At 54.0% G+C, this 18117-nt stretch carries 19 protein-coding genes and 4 tRNA genes; 3 read left to right on the forward strand and 20 right to left on the reverse strand.

The window, feature by feature from the left end:
- Positions 1-42: 42 nt before the first annotated feature.
- Positions 43-657, forward strand: a complete 615-nt coding sequence (locus KIH86_RS23330; RefSeq protein ID WP_223085799.1) for a hypothetical protein — start codon at positions 43-45, stop codon at positions 655-657.
- A gap of 80 nt (positions 658-737) precedes the next feature.
- Here the strand turns inward: KIH86_RS23330 and KIH86_RS23335 are convergent, their stop codons facing one another.
- The 13 genes from KIH86_RS23335 to KIH86_RS23395 all read right to left on the reverse strand — a co-directional run bounded on the left by KIH86_RS23335 (position 738) and on the right by KIH86_RS23395 (position 10152).
- Positions 738-1748: a hypothetical protein gene (locus tag KIH86_RS23335; protein WP_223085800.1), complete on the reverse strand. Its 1011-nt coding sequence runs from the start codon at positions 1746-1748 to the stop codon at positions 738-740.
- Positions 1727-2320 carry a sigma-70 family RNA polymerase sigma factor gene (locus KIH86_RS23340; RefSeq protein ID WP_223085801.1) on the reverse strand — a complete coding sequence of 198 codons (594 nt, stop codon included), beginning with the start codon at positions 2318-2320 and terminating at the stop codon, positions 1727-1729. Before KIH86_RS23340 ends, KIH86_RS23335 begins: the two co-directional genes overlap by 22 nt.
- A gap of 144 nt (positions 2321-2464) precedes the next feature.
- A tRNA-Leu gene (locus KIH86_RS23345) sits at positions 2465-2547 on the reverse strand.
- Positions 2548-2553: 6 nt separating this feature from the next.
- Positions 2554-2625: transfer RNA gene (locus tag KIH86_RS23350), tRNA-Glu, on the reverse strand.
- A 164-nt stretch (positions 2626-2789) separates the two neighbouring features.
- Positions 2790-3911, reverse strand: coding sequence for an alanine dehydrogenase (gene ald, locus KIH86_RS23355; protein WP_223085802.1), 1122 nt, complete (start codon positions 3909-3911; stop codon positions 2790-2792).
- Between the two features lie 113 nt (positions 3912-4024).
- A complete protein-coding gene (locus tag KIH86_RS23360; protein ID WP_223085803.1) occupies positions 4025-5224 on the reverse strand; it encodes an ABC transporter substrate-binding protein in 1200 nt (399 codons plus the stop codon).
- A 75-nt stretch (positions 5225-5299) separates the two neighbouring features.
- Positions 5300-6001, reverse strand: coding sequence for an ABC transporter ATP-binding protein (locus KIH86_RS23365; protein ID WP_223085804.1), 702 nt, complete (start codon positions 5999-6001; stop codon positions 5300-5302).
- A gap of 4 nt (positions 6002-6005) precedes the next feature.
- Entirely contained in the window at positions 6006-6785 is a 780-nt protein-coding gene (locus tag KIH86_RS23370; protein ID WP_223085805.1) for an ABC transporter ATP-binding protein, read from the reverse strand.
- The gene (locus tag KIH86_RS23375) at positions 6757-7722 is read right to left on the reverse strand and encodes a branched-chain amino acid ABC transporter permease (protein ID WP_223085806.1); all 966 of its coding nucleotides are present in this window, start codon (positions 7720-7722) and stop codon (positions 6757-6759) included. Before KIH86_RS23375 ends, KIH86_RS23370 begins: the two co-directional genes overlap by 29 nt.
- A 12-nt stretch (positions 7723-7734) precedes the next feature.
- Positions 7735-8640, reverse strand: coding sequence for a branched-chain amino acid ABC transporter permease (locus KIH86_RS23380; protein WP_223085807.1), 906 nt, complete (start codon positions 8638-8640; stop codon positions 7735-7737).
- A 521-nt stretch (positions 8641-9161) separates the two neighbouring features.
- A tRNA-Ser gene (locus KIH86_RS23385) sits at positions 9162-9253 on the reverse strand.
- 7 nt (positions 9254-9260) lie between these two features.
- Positions 9261-9336: transfer RNA gene (locus tag KIH86_RS23390), tRNA-Asn, on the reverse strand.
- 57 nt (positions 9337-9393) lie between these two features.
- On the reverse strand, positions 9394-10152 hold the full coding sequence (locus KIH86_RS23395; protein ID WP_223085808.1) for an MBL fold metallo-hydrolase: 759 nt from the start codon (positions 10150-10152) through the stop codon (positions 9394-9396).
- Between the two features lie 127 nt (positions 10153-10279).
- Here KIH86_RS23395 and KIH86_RS23400 point away from each other — a divergent pair, with 127 nt between their 5' ends.
- A complete protein-coding gene (locus KIH86_RS23400; protein WP_223085809.1) occupies positions 10280-10708 on the forward strand; it encodes an Lrp/AsnC family transcriptional regulator in 429 nt (142 codons plus the stop codon).
- A 29-nt stretch (positions 10709-10737) separates the two neighbouring features.
- Here KIH86_RS23400 and KIH86_RS23405 read toward each other — a convergent pair whose 3' ends face one another.
- Complete coding sequence (locus tag KIH86_RS23405) at positions 10738-11208, reverse strand: SprT family protein (RefSeq protein WP_223086084.1); 471 nt, start codon at positions 11206-11208, stop codon at positions 10738-10740.
- Between the two features lie 153 nt (positions 11209-11361).
- Between KIH86_RS23405 and KIH86_RS23410 the strand changes: the two genes are divergently transcribed.
- The gene (locus KIH86_RS23410; RefSeq protein WP_038694306.1) at positions 11362-11721 is read left to right on the forward strand and encodes a hypothetical protein; all 360 of its coding nucleotides are present in this window, start codon (positions 11362-11364) and stop codon (positions 11719-11721) included.
- Between the two features lie 116 nt (positions 11722-11837).
- On the opposite strand, the gene KIH86_RS23415 is transcribed toward KIH86_RS23410, so the two are convergent.
- From KIH86_RS23415 to KIH86_RS23440, 6 genes are all read right to left on the reverse strand, one after another.
- Positions 11838-12971 (reverse strand): dipeptide epimerase, encoded by a 1134-nt coding sequence (locus KIH86_RS23415; protein ID WP_223085810.1) that lies wholly within the window; start codon positions 12969-12971, stop codon positions 11838-11840.
- Positions 12968-13891, reverse strand: coding sequence for an N-acetylmuramic acid 6-phosphate etherase (murQ, locus tag KIH86_RS23420; RefSeq protein ID WP_223085811.1), 924 nt, complete (start codon positions 13889-13891; stop codon positions 12968-12970). The genes KIH86_RS23415 and murQ overlap by 4 nt, the downstream gene beginning before the upstream one ends.
- Positions 13892-13963: 72 nt before the next feature.
- The gene (locus KIH86_RS23425; protein WP_223085812.1) at positions 13964-14899 is read right to left on the reverse strand and encodes a BadF/BadG/BcrA/BcrD ATPase family protein; all 936 of its coding nucleotides are present in this window, start codon (positions 14897-14899) and stop codon (positions 13964-13966) included.
- Positions 14900-14930: 31 nt separating this feature from the next.
- Positions 14931-15755 carry a carbohydrate ABC transporter permease gene (locus KIH86_RS23430; protein ID WP_223085813.1) on the reverse strand — a complete coding sequence of 275 codons (825 nt, stop codon included), beginning with the start codon at positions 15753-15755 and terminating at the stop codon, positions 14931-14933.
- Positions 15752-16672, reverse strand: coding sequence for a carbohydrate ABC transporter permease (locus KIH86_RS23435; protein WP_235775563.1), 921 nt, complete (start codon positions 16670-16672; stop codon positions 15752-15754). Before KIH86_RS23435 ends, KIH86_RS23430 begins: the two co-directional genes overlap by 4 nt.
- Positions 16673-16799: 127 nt before the next feature.
- On the reverse strand, positions 16800-18104 hold the full coding sequence (locus KIH86_RS23440) for an ABC transporter substrate-binding protein (protein WP_223085815.1): 1305 nt from the start codon (positions 18102-18104) through the stop codon (positions 16800-16802).
- Positions 18105-18117: the final 13 nt, after the last annotated feature.

Genomic DNA, 18117 nt, shown 5'->3' on the forward strand with positions numbered 1-18117 from the left:
TTCATTTCTCTACAGGATTATTTGTTGTTAGGAGCGATCCCGTTGTCCACATCCAGCATTCCCACAATACCCGACCCGCCGGGTTACGCAGCCCTGATTCTTAATCGAAATGGAGTGATATTGGCGGTTAACGCCAAATGGAGAGCCTATGGCATTCTATCAGGCCTTTCCAGGAGCTTCATCTGGCAGGGCGTCGATTATTTCGATCTGATGAGGGAATTGGTGCTACCTTCCGCCCAGCTATCCATGCTCCAATCCGGTCTGAACTCTATATATAACGGTGCGAGACTTACCTTTAGTTCCCGTTTCACGAAACCACCCTTCCTAAAGGGCTCCAAGACATTCCTGATCGAAGCAGTCCCTCAATTTGCCGAAAGCCGTTATGAGATCTCTAGTCTTCTGCTGTTTCACCGTTACATGCCTGCGGCTCGTCTTCGTCCCGGTGTTCTGCCTACTCCCCTCCCTTTTGGCTACCCTGCACGCTATTTGCCGATATGCGCTTCCTGCAAGTCTATCCGAGTGGGCCAGACCTGGGTCCCTATCGAACAATATCTTAAAAAACAGCTGCACACCGAGCTGACCCATGATATCTGTCCGAACTGCCTCCATACGCTGTATCCGCAATATGCCAGGGCGCTAAGAGTGTGCGCGGAATAACGCATTCTTGAGGCTGATATTATCAGCGCCCCGGCAGATCCTGCGTGAAATAACTGCTTCTATAAGATAATGATGTCCCATCACTTCAATGCTTTGGCGACCTGGAGAAGCTCCTCTTTTCCCACCTTGGGAGAATTAGTGCCCACTGAATAGAAGATGCTCATCTCCCCCTCGCCTTGTTTCTCAATCCATTGCAAGGATGCGTGGTACCGGTCCGGGCTTGTTATATCCTTATCTTGAATTTGAACATATGCGGCATTAACCCCACGAACCTGGCATTGCTCTACTTTCGCCGTATCCGGAACGTTCCAGGTTAGAACCGACTTCCCGCCCCAAGCGGTTAGAGGCAGTGGAGAATAGGAAATTTCAATTTTTTCCCCGGACGGACCTCCATAAACCACCGTCGGACTAATCGTCTTACTCACTTCGTTCTGTTCCTCATCGCTTTTGATCCAGGCGTAACGTTGATCTTGATTCACTCTTGTATGAAGCAAAGAGCGAAATCTGGCCTCTGATGCGGTATCCAGAATTCCAAGCAGACTATCCGATGTTCCACTTACAAAATGAAATCCTGCCGGCATCTCGCCCGGAACGGGGATGTCTCCGATGATTTTTGTCGTGACAAATTCCCAGCTCCTATAATTACGATAAGAAATGACCTTGTTCACCTTAAACACCCGGTCGCCGTCCACTGTTCCGGGCACATAAACATAAGCCGACTCCCCAAGCTTCAATTGATCCTGTACATGTTGAAAAATATCCTGTAATTCAGCCGCTCCGATAGTTCCCGCTATGCCAGAGCCTTCATTACCCTTGGCGACATTCAGCTGCCCGGTCGGATAGGTGATCGACCACAGACGCTGCGCACCATATACCGTACCGCCAAGCAGCAAGAGACCGAACAGCATGACAGCGGCAAAACGGGCCGATCGGAAAGAGACATGATGATGGGTTGAATTTGCAGTTTTCTCCGAATTCCGGCGATAGAAGCTGCTAAAGCTTTGCTCCAGCCTTTGTTCCAAGCTATCCGGCACAACAACATTTTCGTTATATTTTTTAAAACCCAAACTCAATTCATCTTCGATACCCATTGCCATTCCTCCTTCATGGTTGAGAGCCCATCTGCACCCGCCAGCTTTCTCAGCTTACCCAGCGCCTTGAAGTGCCTGGATTTCGCCGTGCCGACCGGAATTCCCAAGGCTACGCCGATCTCCTCAAACGAACACTCCTGAAAGTATCGCAGCACAATAACGCTCCGGAATTTATAGGGAAGCTGCGTAACCAAGTGAAGCAGCTCTTCCCGGCGCTCCCGGTTTACTGCCAACTGGTCTGCGCCCGGCGATACCGTCCCTTCGGTATAATCCCTTACTCTGCCCTCCACCCGGCTCTTTCTCCACTGCTTGCGGTTATAGTTGCTGCACTGTCTGACAATAATTCCGTTGAGCCAGGCCTTGAACGGCTTGCTCTCGTCATACTTGGGAAGTGATCGGAACAATTCCATATAGATCTCATTCGTCACATCAGCCGCATCGTTTCGCGTTTTGACCAGCAGACAGACCGTACCGTATACCGGCCTTTTGATAAATTCATGAACCTGTATGAAAGCTTGGCTATCCCCTTCTCTCAGCTTTTGGAGCCATCCGGACAATTCCTCCTCATTCATAGAGCTAATCCCTCCTCTCGATCTGTACGTTATTGGTTCGTAGCTCAATAAAAGTTCCCTTTGAACTCTTTTTCACATACAAATTCGTGGTACACAAAAAAGCCCTTGACCGGAATCAAGGACTTTTCTCTAATGTTGCTATAATGCGGTAGAGAGGACTCGAACCTCCACGAGCGTACGCCCACTACCCCCTCAAGATAGCGTGTCTGCCATTCCACCACTACCGCACAATATGACCCGTAGGGGATTCGAACCCCTGTTACCTCCGTGAAAGGGAGGTGTCTTAACCCCTTGACCAACGGGCCACAACAAAAAGAGTATATCAAACTTCATATGATCTGACAAGCTATATTTTTTTCGAAAAAGTCCTGATGCCTTCTGAAGACGTCTGGCAGCAGATTCACCCTGAACTTTCGGTAAAAAGAGGGCTATTCCGACGGTTCGACGCCTGGTCCGTCTATTAAGCTTGTTATCCTTTCAGCGCATCCAATCCGTCCCGGTATTCGTATCCAAGACTTTCTGCCACCGCCCGGTTCGTGACCTGTCCGGCTGCTACATTGATCCCCAAGGCAATAGCGGCGATCCGGGAGGCAGCCTCGGCTATGCCCAGATTCGCAATCTGCAGCGCATACGGAATCGTTACATTCGTCAGCGCCAGCGTTGATGTGCGCGCAACCGCTCCCGGCATGTTGGCCACCGCATAATGGACCACCCCGTGACGGACATAGGTTGGATTCTCGTGGGTGGTGATCCGGTCAACCGTCTCGATTGATCCTCCCTGATCAATGGCAACATCGACGATAACCGATCCCTCGGCCATCTGCTGCACCATATATTCCTTCACTATTTTCGGCGCTCTGGCGCCTGGAATCAGTACGGCTCCGATCAGCAGATCAGCCTTGCGCACCGCCTGCTCGACATGATAGGAATCGGACATGACGGTGATCAGCCTGCCGCCGAACATGTCGTCCAGAACCCGCAGACGGTTCGCGTTCAAATCCAGTACGGTCACTTGTGCTCCCATTCCAATGGCTACCTTGGCCGCATTTGTGCCGACAATTCCGCCACCAAGAATGACAACCTCGGCTGGGCTCACTCCCGGAACGCCTCCCATCAGTATGCCCTTGCCGCCACGCGGCTTCTCCAGAAACTGCGCCCCGATCTGCACCGCCATTCGCCCCGCCACCTCACTCATTGGCGTGAGCAGCGGCAGCGAACCATCCTCCAGCTGGATCGTCTCATAACCAACCGCCACAATCCCGCTGTCCACCAGCGCCTTCGTCAGACTCGCCTCGGGAGCAAGATGCAAATACGTGAACAGAATCAGTCCGCGCCGGAAATAACCGTATTCATCCGGTAAAGGCTCCTTCACCTTGATGACCATATCTGCCTTCGCCCAGACCTCAGAGGCTTCCGGTAGCAGCTCAGCTCCCTTATCCCGGTATTCAGCATCAGCAAACCCGCTGCCGGCTCCCGCCGATGCCTCGATCAGCACCGTATGCCCCGACTTGACCAGCGCTTCCACTCCGGCAGGGGTAATTCCGACCCGATTCTCGTTGTTCTTGATTTCCTTCGGCACTCCGATAATCATCAGGCTTCTCCTCCTTGTAATGAGAAATGGCAGGATAGATGGGAATAGCCGCCCCATCAATGATGGAGCGGCATCCCGGTCAGACAGATCATACTTGGTGATAGCGATATTGCTTACGGATTAACCTTGGTTTCGAACGTTTGCTTGCCGCCAACGAATTTCAGAACGACAGCCGCTTTAACCGGGTCATGCGATTCATTCAGCGTAACTTTGCCAGTTGCCAGCTGCAGATCCTTGGTTGCCGCCAGGGCGTCCTTGATCTTGGCCGGGTCGGCTTCGCCCGCACGGGAAATAGCGTCGGCAACAAGCTTCAGAGCGTCATAGCCGAGAGCTGCCATGCCATCCGGTACCGCACCGCCGTTAGCCGCTTTGTAGGCATCAACGAAGGTTTTTACTTCTTCGGAAGTGTCTTCAGGCGAGTAGTGGTTGGACATGTAAGTATTTTCGAGAGCTGCTGCGCCTGCGATTTCAGCCAGCTGCGGGGAATCCCAGCCGTCGCCGCCCAGGAACGGAGCCGTAATGCCCATTTCACGAGCCTGTTTGATAATTTTGCCTACTTCTTCATAGTAACCCGGCAGGTAAATAACGTCCGGATTGGATTGCTTGATACGAGTCAATACCGCTTTGAAGTCGGAGTCTTTCTGCTGATAAGATTCTTTGCTCAGAATCTGGCCGCCGTTCTTGATGAAGGTTTCTTCGAAGAACTGCTGCAGACCTTTGGAATAGTCACTGGATGTGTCAGTGTAGATAACGGCCGTCTTGGCTTTCAGGTTGTTGGTTGCGAAGTTCGCCATAACCTGGCCTTGGAACGGATCGATGAAGGCAGTACGGAATACCCAATCATTGGTCTTCTTGGTGCGCTCGTCAACGGTTACTTTCGGGTTGGTCGCGCCAACAGCTACCAGAGGAATCTGCTTCTCGGTTGCGACCGGAACAATACCGAGCGTGTTCGTCGAAGTCGATGCGCCAATGATCGCAACAACTTTGTCATTGGAGATCAGCTTCTGGGCTGCCTGTGTAGCTTCCTCCGATTTCGAGGCGTTATCCGCTACTACCAGCTCCAGCTTCTTGCCATTGATGCCGCCGGCATCGTTGATCTGCTGTACGGCCAGCTTAGCGCCCTTCGATGCGGAGTCGCCAAAGGAAGCCTGGCCTCCGGTGAGCTCGAGATCGGCTCCGATTTTGATCGTATCGCCGCTAGAATTGCTGCTTCCACCGGAATTCCCGCTGCTCTCCGTGTTGTTGCTGCCGCAGCCTGCCGCGAGTACCGCGGTCAATACGGTCGACAAAATGATGGCCCCAAATTTTTTCATTGTTCTCCAAGCCTCCCAGAATTTTTGATTTTTATATGTTATTTCTGTGATGCCCCTAGACTTGCGGCCCCCTCGTTAGTGCCCGAGGTAAGCCATTTTGATCTCTTCGGAATCCGCCAGTTCCGAGGCGTCTCCTTCCAGAACGACTCTTCCGGTCTCCAGAACATAGGCCCGGTGAGCGATTTTAAGCGCCTGATGGGCATTCTGCTCGACCAGCAGCACGGTTGTGCCTGCCGCGTTCACTTCCTGGATTATTTTGAAAATATCCTGAACGAGCAGCGGAGCAAGGCCCATGGACGGTTCATCCAGCAAGAGGAGCTTCGGATGTCCCATAATGGCACGGCCCATTGCCAGCATCTGCTGTTCGCCGCCGGAGAGCGTTCCGGCTTGCTGCTTCTTACGCTCATGAAGACGCGGGAACGTGCTGTAGACCTTCTCGAAATCCGCAGCCAGGCTGCTGGAGTTCTGCAGATAGGCGCCAAGCTCAAGGTTCTCCTCTACCGACATATTGGCGAACACCCGCCGCCCTTCGGGACAGTGGATAAGCCCCTGCTTGACGATCGACTGAACGCTCTGGTTCGTAATGGATTTGCCCAGAAACTCGATGCTGCCTGTTTTAGGTTTAAGCAGACCGGAAAGCGTCTTGAGCAGCGTCGACTTGCCCGCTCCATTCGCTCCGATCAGCGTTACAATCTCTCCCTGATTAACGGTGATGCTCAAATCCTTCAAGGCGTGGATGGCTCCGTAGTATACGTCGATCCCTTTAACTGTCAGCATGCCTTTACGCCTCCTGTCCCAAATACGCTTCGATAACTTTGGAATTGCTCCGGATTTCGACAGGCGTTCCGTCGGCGATCAGCATCCCGCGGTCCAGCACGTAAATACGGTCGCATACCCCCATAACCAGCGACATATCATGCTCGATCAGCAGTATGGTCAGATCAAATTCCTTGCGAATCCAGGCGATCAGATTCATCAGATCACGGGTCTCGTTCGGATTCATGCCGGCCGCAGGCTCGTCGAGGAGAAGAAGCTTCGGACCGGCCGCCAGAGCGCGTGCGATCTCCAGACGGCGCTGATTGCCATAGCTCATATTGCCCGCCAGTTCGTTCGCATGATCGGCAAGATTAAATATCTTCAGAATGTCGAGCGCCTTCTGCGTGATTTCTCCCTCGCCCTTGAAATGCTTCGGAAGACGCAGCATGGAAGTGAACATGGAATGCTTGGCATGCTGGTGGAATGCGATTTTGACATTATCCAACACCGTCATCGCCGTGAACAGACGAATATTCTGAAAGGTACGTGCAGCCCCTTTGTGATTGATCTTATAAGGCTTCATCCCTCCGACAGATTCGCCCGCAAGAATAATCTTGCCCGTCGAAGGAGGGTACACGCCTGTCAGAAGGTTGAACAGCGTCGTCTTCCCGGCACCGTTCGGGCCGATCAATCCGATCAGTTCGCCCTTATTAATATGAAGAGAAACTTCGCTGAGCGCCTTCAGACCACCGAAGGAACGGCTCGCACTCTGAACATCAAGAAGCACTGCTGTTGACGTCGCCACTTACCTTCGCCCCCTTTTTGCCAAACTTTTTGAGCGAGAATCCGGTGCTGCCCAACAGACCGCCAGGACGGAAAATCATCATCAGAATCAGCACGATGGAATAGATAATCATGCGCCATTCAGGGAAATCGCGCAGATACGTGTACAGCAGCGTTACGAAGACCGCGCCCACGATTGCACCAGCTGTGCTGCCGAGTCCGCCGAGAACGACCATAACGAGAATTTCAAAGGATTTAAGGAAGTTGAAGCTGCCCGGCGTAATGACATAGAACGTATGCGCGGACAGTCCTCCTGCCATGCCGGCGAACAGAGCGCCGATCGTAAAGGCGATAACCTTGTAGAGTGTTGTGTTGATACCCATCGCTTCCGCCGCGATTTCGTTCTCGCGGATCGAGAGACAGGCACGGCCATGGGTTGACCGGATAAAATTATTGATCAGAACAATCGTTATTAGAGTGAAGAAGAAGATTACCGTCCAGGTCGTCTTGGCCGGAATGCCGCTAAGACCCGAAGCGCCGCCTACATACTCCGTATTCAGCATAATAATCCGGATTATTTCGCCGAAGCCCAGCGTAGCGATCGCCAGATAGTCGCCATTCAGACGCAGCGTCGGCATGCCGATCAATACACCGAATACAGCCGCAAGAAGCCCCCCGGCAACAATCGCCAGAACAAACGGCACATTATAGTCCAGCGTCAGAATAGCGGATGTATAGGCGCCAACCGACATAAATCCGGCATGGCCTATGGAGAACTGTCCCGTAATCCCGTTAATCAGGTTCAGAGACACCGCCAGCATGATATTGACACCGATGAGCAGGAACATGGATCGAGTAACATCATTAAATATTCCCGTTGTTATAAGAACCTGTACAACCCCGTAAAAAACCAGCGAGACAATAACTCCCAACCAGAACTTTTTGTTTATATTCTTCACGCCGCTTCCCTCCTACACTTTCTCCCGGACATTCTTGCCGAACAGCCCGGATGGTTTGAAGATAAGGATCAGGATCAGGACGGCAAATGCTACGCCATCGCGCCATGATGAATATCCAAGCGAAGAAATTTCAGTTTCGACCGTTCCCAGCAGCAGGCCGCCTACAAGCGCGCCCGGAATGCTGCCGATGCCTCCAAGAACCGCGGCTACGAATGCCTTAAGTCCGGGCATAACGCCCATGAGCGGGTCGACGGAATTGTATGTCATTCCAAAAATAACGCCGGCCGCCGCCGCAAGCGCAGAGCCGATCGCGAATGTCGCCGAAATGGTGCGGTCAACGTTGATTCCCATCAGACGGGCCGCTTCCATATCGAAGGATACCGCGCGCATTGCTTTGCCAGTCTTGGTGTAGCGTACAATATACTGCAGGAGGAGCATAAGAATAATCGTTACAATGAGGATCATGACCTGGTTTGATTCCACCTGAATGGTTGTGCCGAACAGGTTGAACTGCTTTTTCGCGAGAATATCCGGGAATCCCTTGGCCTGTGGTCCAAGCACCAGTACGCCGGTATACTCAAGCAGGAAGGATACCCCGATAGCGGTGATCAAGGCTGCAATCCGGGTGGACTTGCGGAGAGGCTTATAAGCGAAACGTTCAATTGTAATACCGAGGAGCGCACTGACCGTCATCGAGAACACAAGCGACACAATCAGCACCAGCACTGGCGGGAGACCCGCATCGCTCAAAAAATTGGCGCTGAAGAGTCCAATAAACGAACCAACCATGAACACATCCCCATGTGCGAAGTTGATCAGCTTAATGATCCCGTATACCATGGTGTAACCCAGAGCAATCAGCGCATAAATGCTGCCGACGGAGATCCCGTTAATTAACTGCTGAATGAAGTACTCCATTGTCATCCCCTTTTCTGTTGTTCATTAGTAAACCCTCAGCTCTCTTTCATTCGTTTCTTTCTTTTTCTGTAATGATGTTACCTATATTAACATATGTCTTTTTTTCCGTCACTAAAATTTTAGTGGATTCCAAGAAAATTCGAAAATATATGGTAATTTTAATTACGCATTATGTTATTATTATGTAATATAAACTTNATCGCAAATAATATAACATTTATCTCTTTAAAGCGCCGTTACAGCAAATTGACAAAGGGTCAATTGGGACAAGCCGGGATAATCGGCATGCTCCCGCACGCCTCCCCACGTTCCTGCAAATGAAAAAAGCAGGCGCTCAAAAATTTTCCTTCTATTATATAGTATTACATAGTATTCTGTAGTACGCCGCAACATTCAACAGTATTCAGACAGCATTCGGGATCATATCACATACGGTCCGACCTCCCCGAACCTGTTCTCCCTCTGTCAGCGAACAACAAAAAGACCGACTGATCATCAGCCGGTCTTCAAATTCGAAATTATGGCGGAGAGAGAGGGATTCGAACCCTCGCACCGCTTACGCAGTCTAACCCCTTAGCAGAGGGTCCCCTTATAGCCACTTGGGTATCTCTCCAAGAAAATGGCTCCCCGAACAGGACTCGAACCTGTGACAACTCGATTAACAGTCGAGTGCTCTACCAACTGAGCTATCAGGGAACATTTTAATGTGAACAAAGCTTAATTTATCATGATTTTAACCTGGAGTCAAGGCTGTCATTCAGATAATGAAATCGCTTCCCCATCCGCCGGAATGAGCACGCGATCGCCGAAGCCGTTCGCCTTCATTTCCTTGCCCAGCTCTTCCCGGGTTAGCAGGCAGTGATTGATTGCTTCCATATGAACGGCTATCACTTTGGCTTCCGGGGCTTGCCGGCATACTTCCGCAACATCCCGCCCGGTCATGGTGATCGGGTCGCCCGATACAAAACGCGCTCCGCCCGCATTGACGACTACCGCCCCCGGATGATACAGCTCCAGCGCCTCTTTCACTTCCTCGCACCATATCGTATCGCCTGCAATGTACAGCACCGGTTCGCCGGGCGCTTTCAGCACGAATCCAGACACCGGTCCCATCATGTCGCCGATCTCTCCCGTTCCATGCCGTCCTCCGGTACGGATCAGAAGCGTCTGTCCGAAGCTCACTTCCATCCCGGCCGGAATCACCTTGAGAAATCCCTGGGCCGCAATCCGCTCCTTATCCTCCGGCTGGCAAATGACCGGGATCTCCTTGTCCATAAGCGATACAGCCGCCTCATCCCAATGGTCATTGTGAAGATGGGTCACGATGACGGCATCGGGCTTCAGCCACTGCCCTACTTCACCGGGCAAACCGACAAGCGGATTTCTGAGGTCATTCTCCGTGTTGATGATCGGCGGATAGGCCCCTTGTTCCCCCAGCATGGGATCGATAAGGAAGGAAGTTCCTACGTATTCGAGCCAAATTGCCGAGTTTCGTATTAATTGAAGTTTCATGCTCCGCACTCCTTCTTTGAGATGACTTCTGATACAATTAAGTATATTTCCCCGCCCGGCCCGGCGTATATAAAGCGCTGAAAGGAATGCGGCTCTTCTATTTTCATTTGGAAAGGAATTTGGACTGATGGATCAAGCGGCAATCGACAATACCGACCTGCTCATACTGCGGCAGCTGATTGGCAACTCGGCGCTTACGCACAAGGAAATCGGACAGGAGGTTCACTTGACGGGGCAAGCCGTTGGCGCCCGCATTCGCAGACTTCAGGACCTCGGCGTTATTACAGGGTATTCAGTAAATTGGGACCCCGAGAAGCTGGGACTTCACGTTCACGCTCTGGTAACGGTATTTCTGAACTCCGGCAATCAGCACAAGCCCTTTCTCGAATTTCTTCAGGAGGAGACGGAAATCGAGGAGGCTTACCGGGTAAGCGGCGAAGGCTGTTACTGGATGAGGGTTCGCACGGACCATCCCGACAAGCTGAACACACTGCTCGACCGGCTGCTGAAGCATGGCAATTATAAGATAAGCCTGTCCATTGGACGGGTAAAATAAAAAGCGCCCGCTGCCGGGACGCTGTATCATCAGGCTTCGCCGATCAGGATCAGCTTCAGCGGGCCGGTGCATTTCCCGCAACGGTAGCGCCGCGGGTCTACCTTCCGCTTGCGCAGGTACTCGGTTGCACAGCGTCTGCATACCAGCTTGTACCGGTACGGCAGCGGCTTGCGCGCTTTGGCTCCGGGAAGATGCTGGCAGAAACGGCTGCCGCCGACCCGCTCCAGGAGCGCCTTGAAATCGGCATCCCGGTGCCTGTACCCTCTTTGAGCCAGATGAAGATGGTAGTGGCACAGCTCGTGCTTGATAATCTTCTCCGTCTCTTCATGCCCGTATGCGGCCAGCTGATGGGGATTGATCTCGATGTTATGACTCTTCATAAAATATCGCCCGCCTGTGGTGGACAGCCTGCTGTTGAACGATGCTTTATGCCGAAAAGGCAAACCGAAGCTCTCCCGAGACACCCGTTCAATCCAGTGCTGAAGCTCTTCGTCCGTCATGCTCATGAGATTCTCTTCCAGTCCTTTCGGTAATCTTCTATGGATCTACTTGAATTGTAACTTGCGCATACGCTACACTTCAAGAGAAAGCGGAAGCCTGCGTCATGTTGCGGGCATAGCCGCACCCAGGAAAGCACGGAAGGGAGAATTTCGATGTCAAATATGCGTTACGTCATTCTGCAGCAGCACCAGGAGCTTCAATTTGTGGAAATGCCCGAAGATTACGCCTATCAGCTCAGCGCGCTCAACTTGCGGCTTAACAAGGAAATCGACAAGTTGACCGCAGACAATGTGCCGGATCTGCCCCTGGCAGTTGCGGAGTGCGATTCGCTGGAGCTTCTCCGCGAAGGATACTCCCTCGAATCCGGGCTGGATTACATCAACCGTCTGGAGAAGGCTTTCGCCTCGATTGACGAGCAGAATTACCCGCTGATCTCTCTGCTGACCGAGATTCGCGCCCTACAGGCTCAGCTGGAGCAGTGGTACGAAGAGGAAGCAGAGCGGGCACAGTAAGCAAGCGGTAATCAAGGCCTTTTAGAAAAAGCAAAACCCGAAGCATGCGGTCTGCATGTTCGGGTTTTGTTTTTTTAGAGTTTAGGATTTTGAGCTTAGAGTTCAGAATTTTGAGCTTAAAGTTCGGTCCCGTATTCCGCCTTCAAATCTGTAATGCCAAGGCCCGGCAACGGGGAGAGGAACATATCCGCTCCTTCGTACCGAACGCCGCCCACTACGGGATCGGCTGACAGCAACAGTGGAGCGTCAAAATCAAAGCGGGTGACATTGGGCTGCGAGGCCGCGAAATGCGCGGCCGCCGTAATGCCGATTCGCGTCTCGATCATGCTGCCGACCATGCATTCGATGCCGCAGGCCTCCGCCATCCGGCAGATCGTGACGGCGTGGCGGATACCGCCCGCCTTCATCAGCTTGATATTGATCAAATCGGCGGCGCGCTCGGCAAGCACGGTCATGGCATCCTGCGGACCGAAGACGCTCTCGTCGGCCATAATGAGTGTCCCGACCGAGCGGGTCACCTGCGCAAGTCCTTTCAGATCGCGGGCCGGAACCGGCTGCTCCACAAGCTCCAGGTCCAGTCCGGCATCCTCCATCGCCGTGATCGCACGGATGGCCTCCTTCGCGCTCCAGCCCTGATTCGCATCAAGCCGCAGTTTGACGCCGGGGCCGACCGCTGCGCGGATTCCGGCGACACGTTCGATGTCAAGAGAGACATCGCCAAGTCCGACTTTGATCTTCAAAGTCCGGAAGCCGGAAGCAATGCTGTCTGCGGCATCCTGCGCCATGCGCTCCGGCGCATCCACGCTGACCGTGAAATCCGTGCGGCATGTATCGCGATAGCCGCCCAGGAATCGGTACAGCGGCAGACCCGCCTGCTGCGCGGCCAGATCGTGCAGCGCCATGTCCAGCGCCGCCCGCGCGCTGGAGTTGCCGACGGCGCCGCGCTGGAGAAGCGCGAGAGCCGCCTCCAGCCTGAGCGGCTCCTGCCCGAGCAGCAATGCCGATGCGCGGCGGATGAACGCCGCGATTCCCTCAAGCTGCTCGCCTGTAATGGCCAGCGTCGGCGGCGCTTCGCCATAGCCGCGCCGTCCTTCGCCGTCGGTGATGACGACGGCGATCGTCTCCGCCGTTTCGACCGTGCGCAGCGCCGTCTTGAACGGCTTGATCAACGGGACGGAAATATGCCGCAGGGATACGTCCCGTATTCTCTGATGCCGGTCTTCTTGGGCGGAGGCGGAATCTGCCGTCATTTGCCTCCGCTCCCTTCCAGACCGGCTTCCACCGCGGCGCGGACCCGGCCGCGCGACCGAATCAGCAATTCACGCGCCAATTCGGCGTCAATGGAGCATTTCTGCATCACTATGGCAGTTTTGCAGTCTCCCTCGGCTGCGGCCAGCACATGCTCCGCTTCCTCCGCAGCAAGTCCCGTGGCCGCCGCCACAATCCGCTTGGCCCTTTCCTGCAGCTTCTTGTTGGTCGCCTGCAGATTGACCATGAGGTCGTCATACACTTTGCCGAGCCGAATCATGGCTCCCGTTGTCAGCATGTTCAGCACCAGCTTCTGCGCGGTGCCCGCTTTGAGCCGGGTAGAGCCGGTGACCACCTCAGGACCGACCGGCACCTCGATGGCTATATCGGCCTGCTTCCCGATTTCCGAAGGCGTATTGCAGGCGACGGCAACCGTAGAGGCACCCGCGGCTCTGGCCGCTCTAAGCGCGCCGATGACGTAAGGCGTTCTGCCGCTGGCCGCGATGCCGACGACAACATCGCCTGCGCCTACATCCCGTGCGCGGACATCCTGCTCGCCGCCTTCCTCCGAGTCCTCCGCGCCTTCAATGGCGGTGAACAACGCTTCCGTGCCTCCGGCAATTACTCCCTGGACCAGCTCCGGATCGGTTCCGAACGTCGGCGGACATTCCGAGGCATCCAGCACGCCCAGCCTTCCGCTTGTTCCTGCGCCAAAATACAGGAGCCTTCCGCCGTTATCCAGCGCATTCGCGATCAAATCAACAGCCAGCGAAATTTCTTCCAATCTATTGCTCACCGCATCCGCCACCAGGGCGTCTTCGCGGTTCATACGCTTCACAATTTCCAGACTCGACCAGGTGTCCAAAGACTCCGGATGTTCATTCCTGCCTTCTGTCAACAATTCTCCCAAGTTCTCCAACATCGGTGTCTCCTCTCTCCTCAATTGCCGGCCATACTCGCGATGCCCGCCGCTGCCCGGCTATGCATACAGGACTCAAGGGTTATCCTGAAGGGAGAGCAGCGCAAGCAGAGCCGCTCCATAGGCCGCATCTGTACCTTTAAGCACTGCCTTGGCTAACGGATAGCTCCGCTGCAGCAGTTCCGTAAATGTAGCGTAAATATAGTTCATATTGGCAAATACGCTGCCACTGCACACAACCGCCAGCGGTTCCTCTCCAAAAGACAGCGCCTCGATTACAGCGCCTGCCATTAGAGCAAGCTCCTCGGCCGCCTCCTTAAGAATGCGGGCAGACGCTTCATCCCCGTCCAGATAAGCCTGATGGACCACCGCCGCAAGAGCGGCGATCTCCTTCTTGCCCGCCGATTGATAGACATAGGGCACGATGTGCTCCATGCGGCTAAGTCCCAAATGCTCCAGCAACCGGGGCGCAAGCAAGGTAGGGGCTTCCCGTCCGTCATAGGCGCGGACGGCGGCGGCAATGCCTTTGGCTCCTATCGCATAGCCGCTGCCCTCATCGCCGATCAGATGCCCCCAGCCTCCGGCGCGGGCCATCAGGCCGGGCGCCCGGCGGCCGTAGGCCAGCGAGCCCGTACCGGAAATGACGGCTACGCCCTCGCGTCCGCCGCTGCCTGCGGCCAGGACCGGTTCGGCGTCATTCGTCACCGTGATCACCCCGCGGATGCCGCAGGCCGCCACTATCTGCTCAAGCGCCGCTCTGTCATCCGGCCGGTCGGCTCCGGCGCTTGCGAGGCATAATGCCGCGCAATCCTCAATCCGCCGTCCGGCGTCTTCGGTCGCGGACAGAATCAGCGACCGAAGCGATTCGGTCACGGCCGCTTCGCCTATGGCATGAAGATTGGTCGGACCGCCCGTCGCCTCCCCCAGCTTGGCGCCGGAGAGATCGGCCACATACAGCCGGCTTTTGGTGCCTCCTCCATCTATTCCGATAACATAGCTCTCGCTGCTCAATGATTGATACCTCCTATTTCCGGCTGGATCGTCATTTGACTGCCCCAGCCGTCATGCCGTCCATGAATTGGCGGGAAGCGAACATGAATAGAAGGATCATCGGCAGCGAGGCCAAGGTCAGTCCGGAGAACAGCGTGCTCCAGTCGGAAGCATATTCCCCGAACAGCGACATCAAGCCGACCGGAATCGTCTTCTTAAGTTCGCTCTGAATGAAGATGAGCGGGAAGAAAAAGTCATTCCATGCCGTGACGAAATTGATGATCATAACCGTTCCGAGCGCCGGGCGCATGAGGGGCACCACGATTTTGCCAAGTATCTGCATGTCTGTGCAGCCGTCGATCCGGCCCGCTTCCTCCAGCTCCGTCGGGAGTGTCCGGAAGAAGCCGGACAGAATCATCACGCCCATCGGGATGCCGATTGCCGTATAGATGAGAATCAGGGACCAGGCCGTATTCGTCAGATGCAGCCCCTTCATTAGCAGGAAGAGCGGCACAATACCGAGCTTGATCGGAATCATCATCCCGAGCAGGAAGATGAACAGCAGCGCCTCATTCCATTTATACCGGGTACGGGAAATATAATAGGAAGCCAGCGTCGCCGTCAGCAGAATCAGGAAGACACTGACGACCGATACAAGCACGCTGTTGACAAAATAGGTGCCAAACGGCATCTGTCCGAGCAGCTTGTCGTACGCGGCAAGCGAGAATTTGGTCGGCAGGGACAGCGGCTTCGTGAAGATTTCGATTGTCGTCTTGAAGGAAGCCGTCACCATCAGGAAGACGGGATACAGACTCAGCAGAGCGAACAGATAGCCAATCACATGCTGGCCGATACGGTATGCAAGATGTGGTTTCATGTGCGGCTCACCTTCCTGGTCAGCATGAGGAACAGCGCGGAGATCGCGGCAATAATCGCGAACATGACCACGGCGAGCGCCGAGCCGAGTCCCACAGCAGCGGAGCTGTCCGCCGAACCGCCGAACGCCGTCCGGTAGAAGAAGACCGCAAGCGTGTCCGTCGAGTAATACGGCTCGCCCATGGAGCCCTGCATGGCATATACCAGTTCGAACGCCTCGAACGACTGGATAAAGGTCAGTACCGTGACCATAATGAGCTGCTGTGCGATCAGCGGCAGAACAATCGAAGTAATCATTCGCATCCCTTTGACACCGTCAAGACGGGAAGCCTCTATAATCTCGGTCGGAATGGATTGGAGGCCAGCCAGAAAAATAAGCAGCGACAATCCGACGCCGAACCAGCAGTTGACGATAATAATGGAAACCAGCGCCGTCTTGGGATCTCCCAGCCATGTCATGGCGAGCGACTCCAGTCCGACTTTTTTCAGCATCACGTTCAAGGTGCCGTAGGTTGGATTCAGAATCAGCTTCCACAGGAAGCCGACCACAATGACAGATAATAGACGGGGCAGAAAATAAGCGATTTTCAACAGTCCCGAGCCTTTGACCCGCTGATAAATCAGATAGGCCAGCAGAAAGGCGATTCCGTTCTGGACAATCATCTCCAAGGCAAAATAGAGCAGGTTATGCTTCAGCGCGTTGGTGAACATCGTATTGAACGGCTCCATTGTGAACAGGTCGACGAAATTGGAGAGCCCGATGAAATCAAGCTTCCGGATACCTGACCAATCGTACAGGCTGTAGGAGAAGGCCGCGATGATCGGGTAGATTATAAAAGTCAGGTAGATGGCAAGCGCCGGCAGCGGAAACAAATGGATTGTCCATCTCTTCCTGCGGGTATACGGGAGCTGGTTCATAGTGTGCATTCACCTCGTTTGGCTTTCTTAAAAAAGGGATACCCGGCGTTTCAACGCGAACCGACACCGGGTATATCAGTGAATTTACGTTGTTATGTGAATTGAAGTGTATTTTATTCGAACGAACTTATTTGGAGGAAGCCTTCCACTTATCCGAGCTGGACTGCATATCTTCCGCTACCTTCTCAGCCGTCATCTTGTCGAAGAACAACGCCTGCATGTCATTTTCCATTGTGACCTTCGTGGTCGGGTTGCCTACGCCGAAGTTGGCCAGCAGGACATACGGTGTGGAGATGGTGTTGGCATATTCCGCAAATTTGGCTACAACTGGGTCGCTGACCGATACTCCCGGAACAGGGCTGACGCGCTTCATTTCATTAGAGAACAAATTGCCGAATTCTTGAGACGCCGCGAATTCCAGGAATTTCTTCGCTTCTTCTTTATGCTTGGAGTTGGCGTTGACTCCGAAAGAGCCGTCCACATAGGTGGTTACCGTCGGGCTGCCGCCTGCGCTCTGCGGAGGAACCGGGAATACGTCGAAGTGCAAATCGGGGTTCTGGGATTCAATGACGCCAGCGTCAAAATCGCCCATAATATACATGGCGGCTTGTCCTGTGACGAACAGGGTACGCATGTCTTCATAGCTCACGCCTGTGAAGTTATCCGCGAAATAAGGGGAGAGATCCTTCATTAACTGGAGAGATTTCACATAAGCCGGATCGGTAAATTTCTTCTCTCCGCTAACGAGCTGTTCCGCAAAGGCGCTGCCGCCATACGCGGACGGTCCAAGTGCGCTGTGTGTGATGGACAGAATCCAGCCATCCTTCGTGCCCATGGCAAACGGAGTGACTTTATTCTCTTTCAGCTTCTTGGCGGTATCGACCAGCTCGTCCCAGGTGCCCGGAATCTGCAGATTGTACTTGGCGAAAATATCTTTGTTGTACATAATGGCTACCGTATTAAGACCCATTGGCACACCATAGATATTGCCGTCCTTGCCTGTCGCCGCGGCGAGCACATCCTTGGAGAATGCATCCAGCCCCTTCAGGCCGTTGATCGGTTCAACATATCCGGAGTCGCCGAGCGCAATACCTGCGGCATAAGGACGAAGATGGATAATGTCCGGGCCTCCGCCCGTCTGGAGCGCCGTATTCAGCACAGTGTTGTACTCGGTGCTTTTGGTCGGACTGAAGTCGATTTCGATATTCGGATACTGCTTGTTGAACGCCGCGATGATCTTATCGTAGACTTCCTTATCATCCGTTCTCCAGCTGCCCATGGTCAGCTTCACCTTCTCGCCCGATGCGGTTGCCGGACTGGCGGCTGCGCCTTCCGTCGCGGCGGCATTCCCGCCCGAATTGCTGCTGCAGCCGGCCAGTGCGACAGAAGTCAGGAGCATCAGAGTTGCAGTGTGCTTGAATATACGCTTCATTAGATCAATCTCT

It is taken from the genome of Paenibacillus sinensis (genome assembly GCF_019904155.1).
GTDB classification, from domain to species: domain Bacteria; phylum Bacillota; class Bacilli; order Paenibacillales; family Paenibacillaceae; genus Paenibacillus_AQ; species Paenibacillus_AQ sinensis.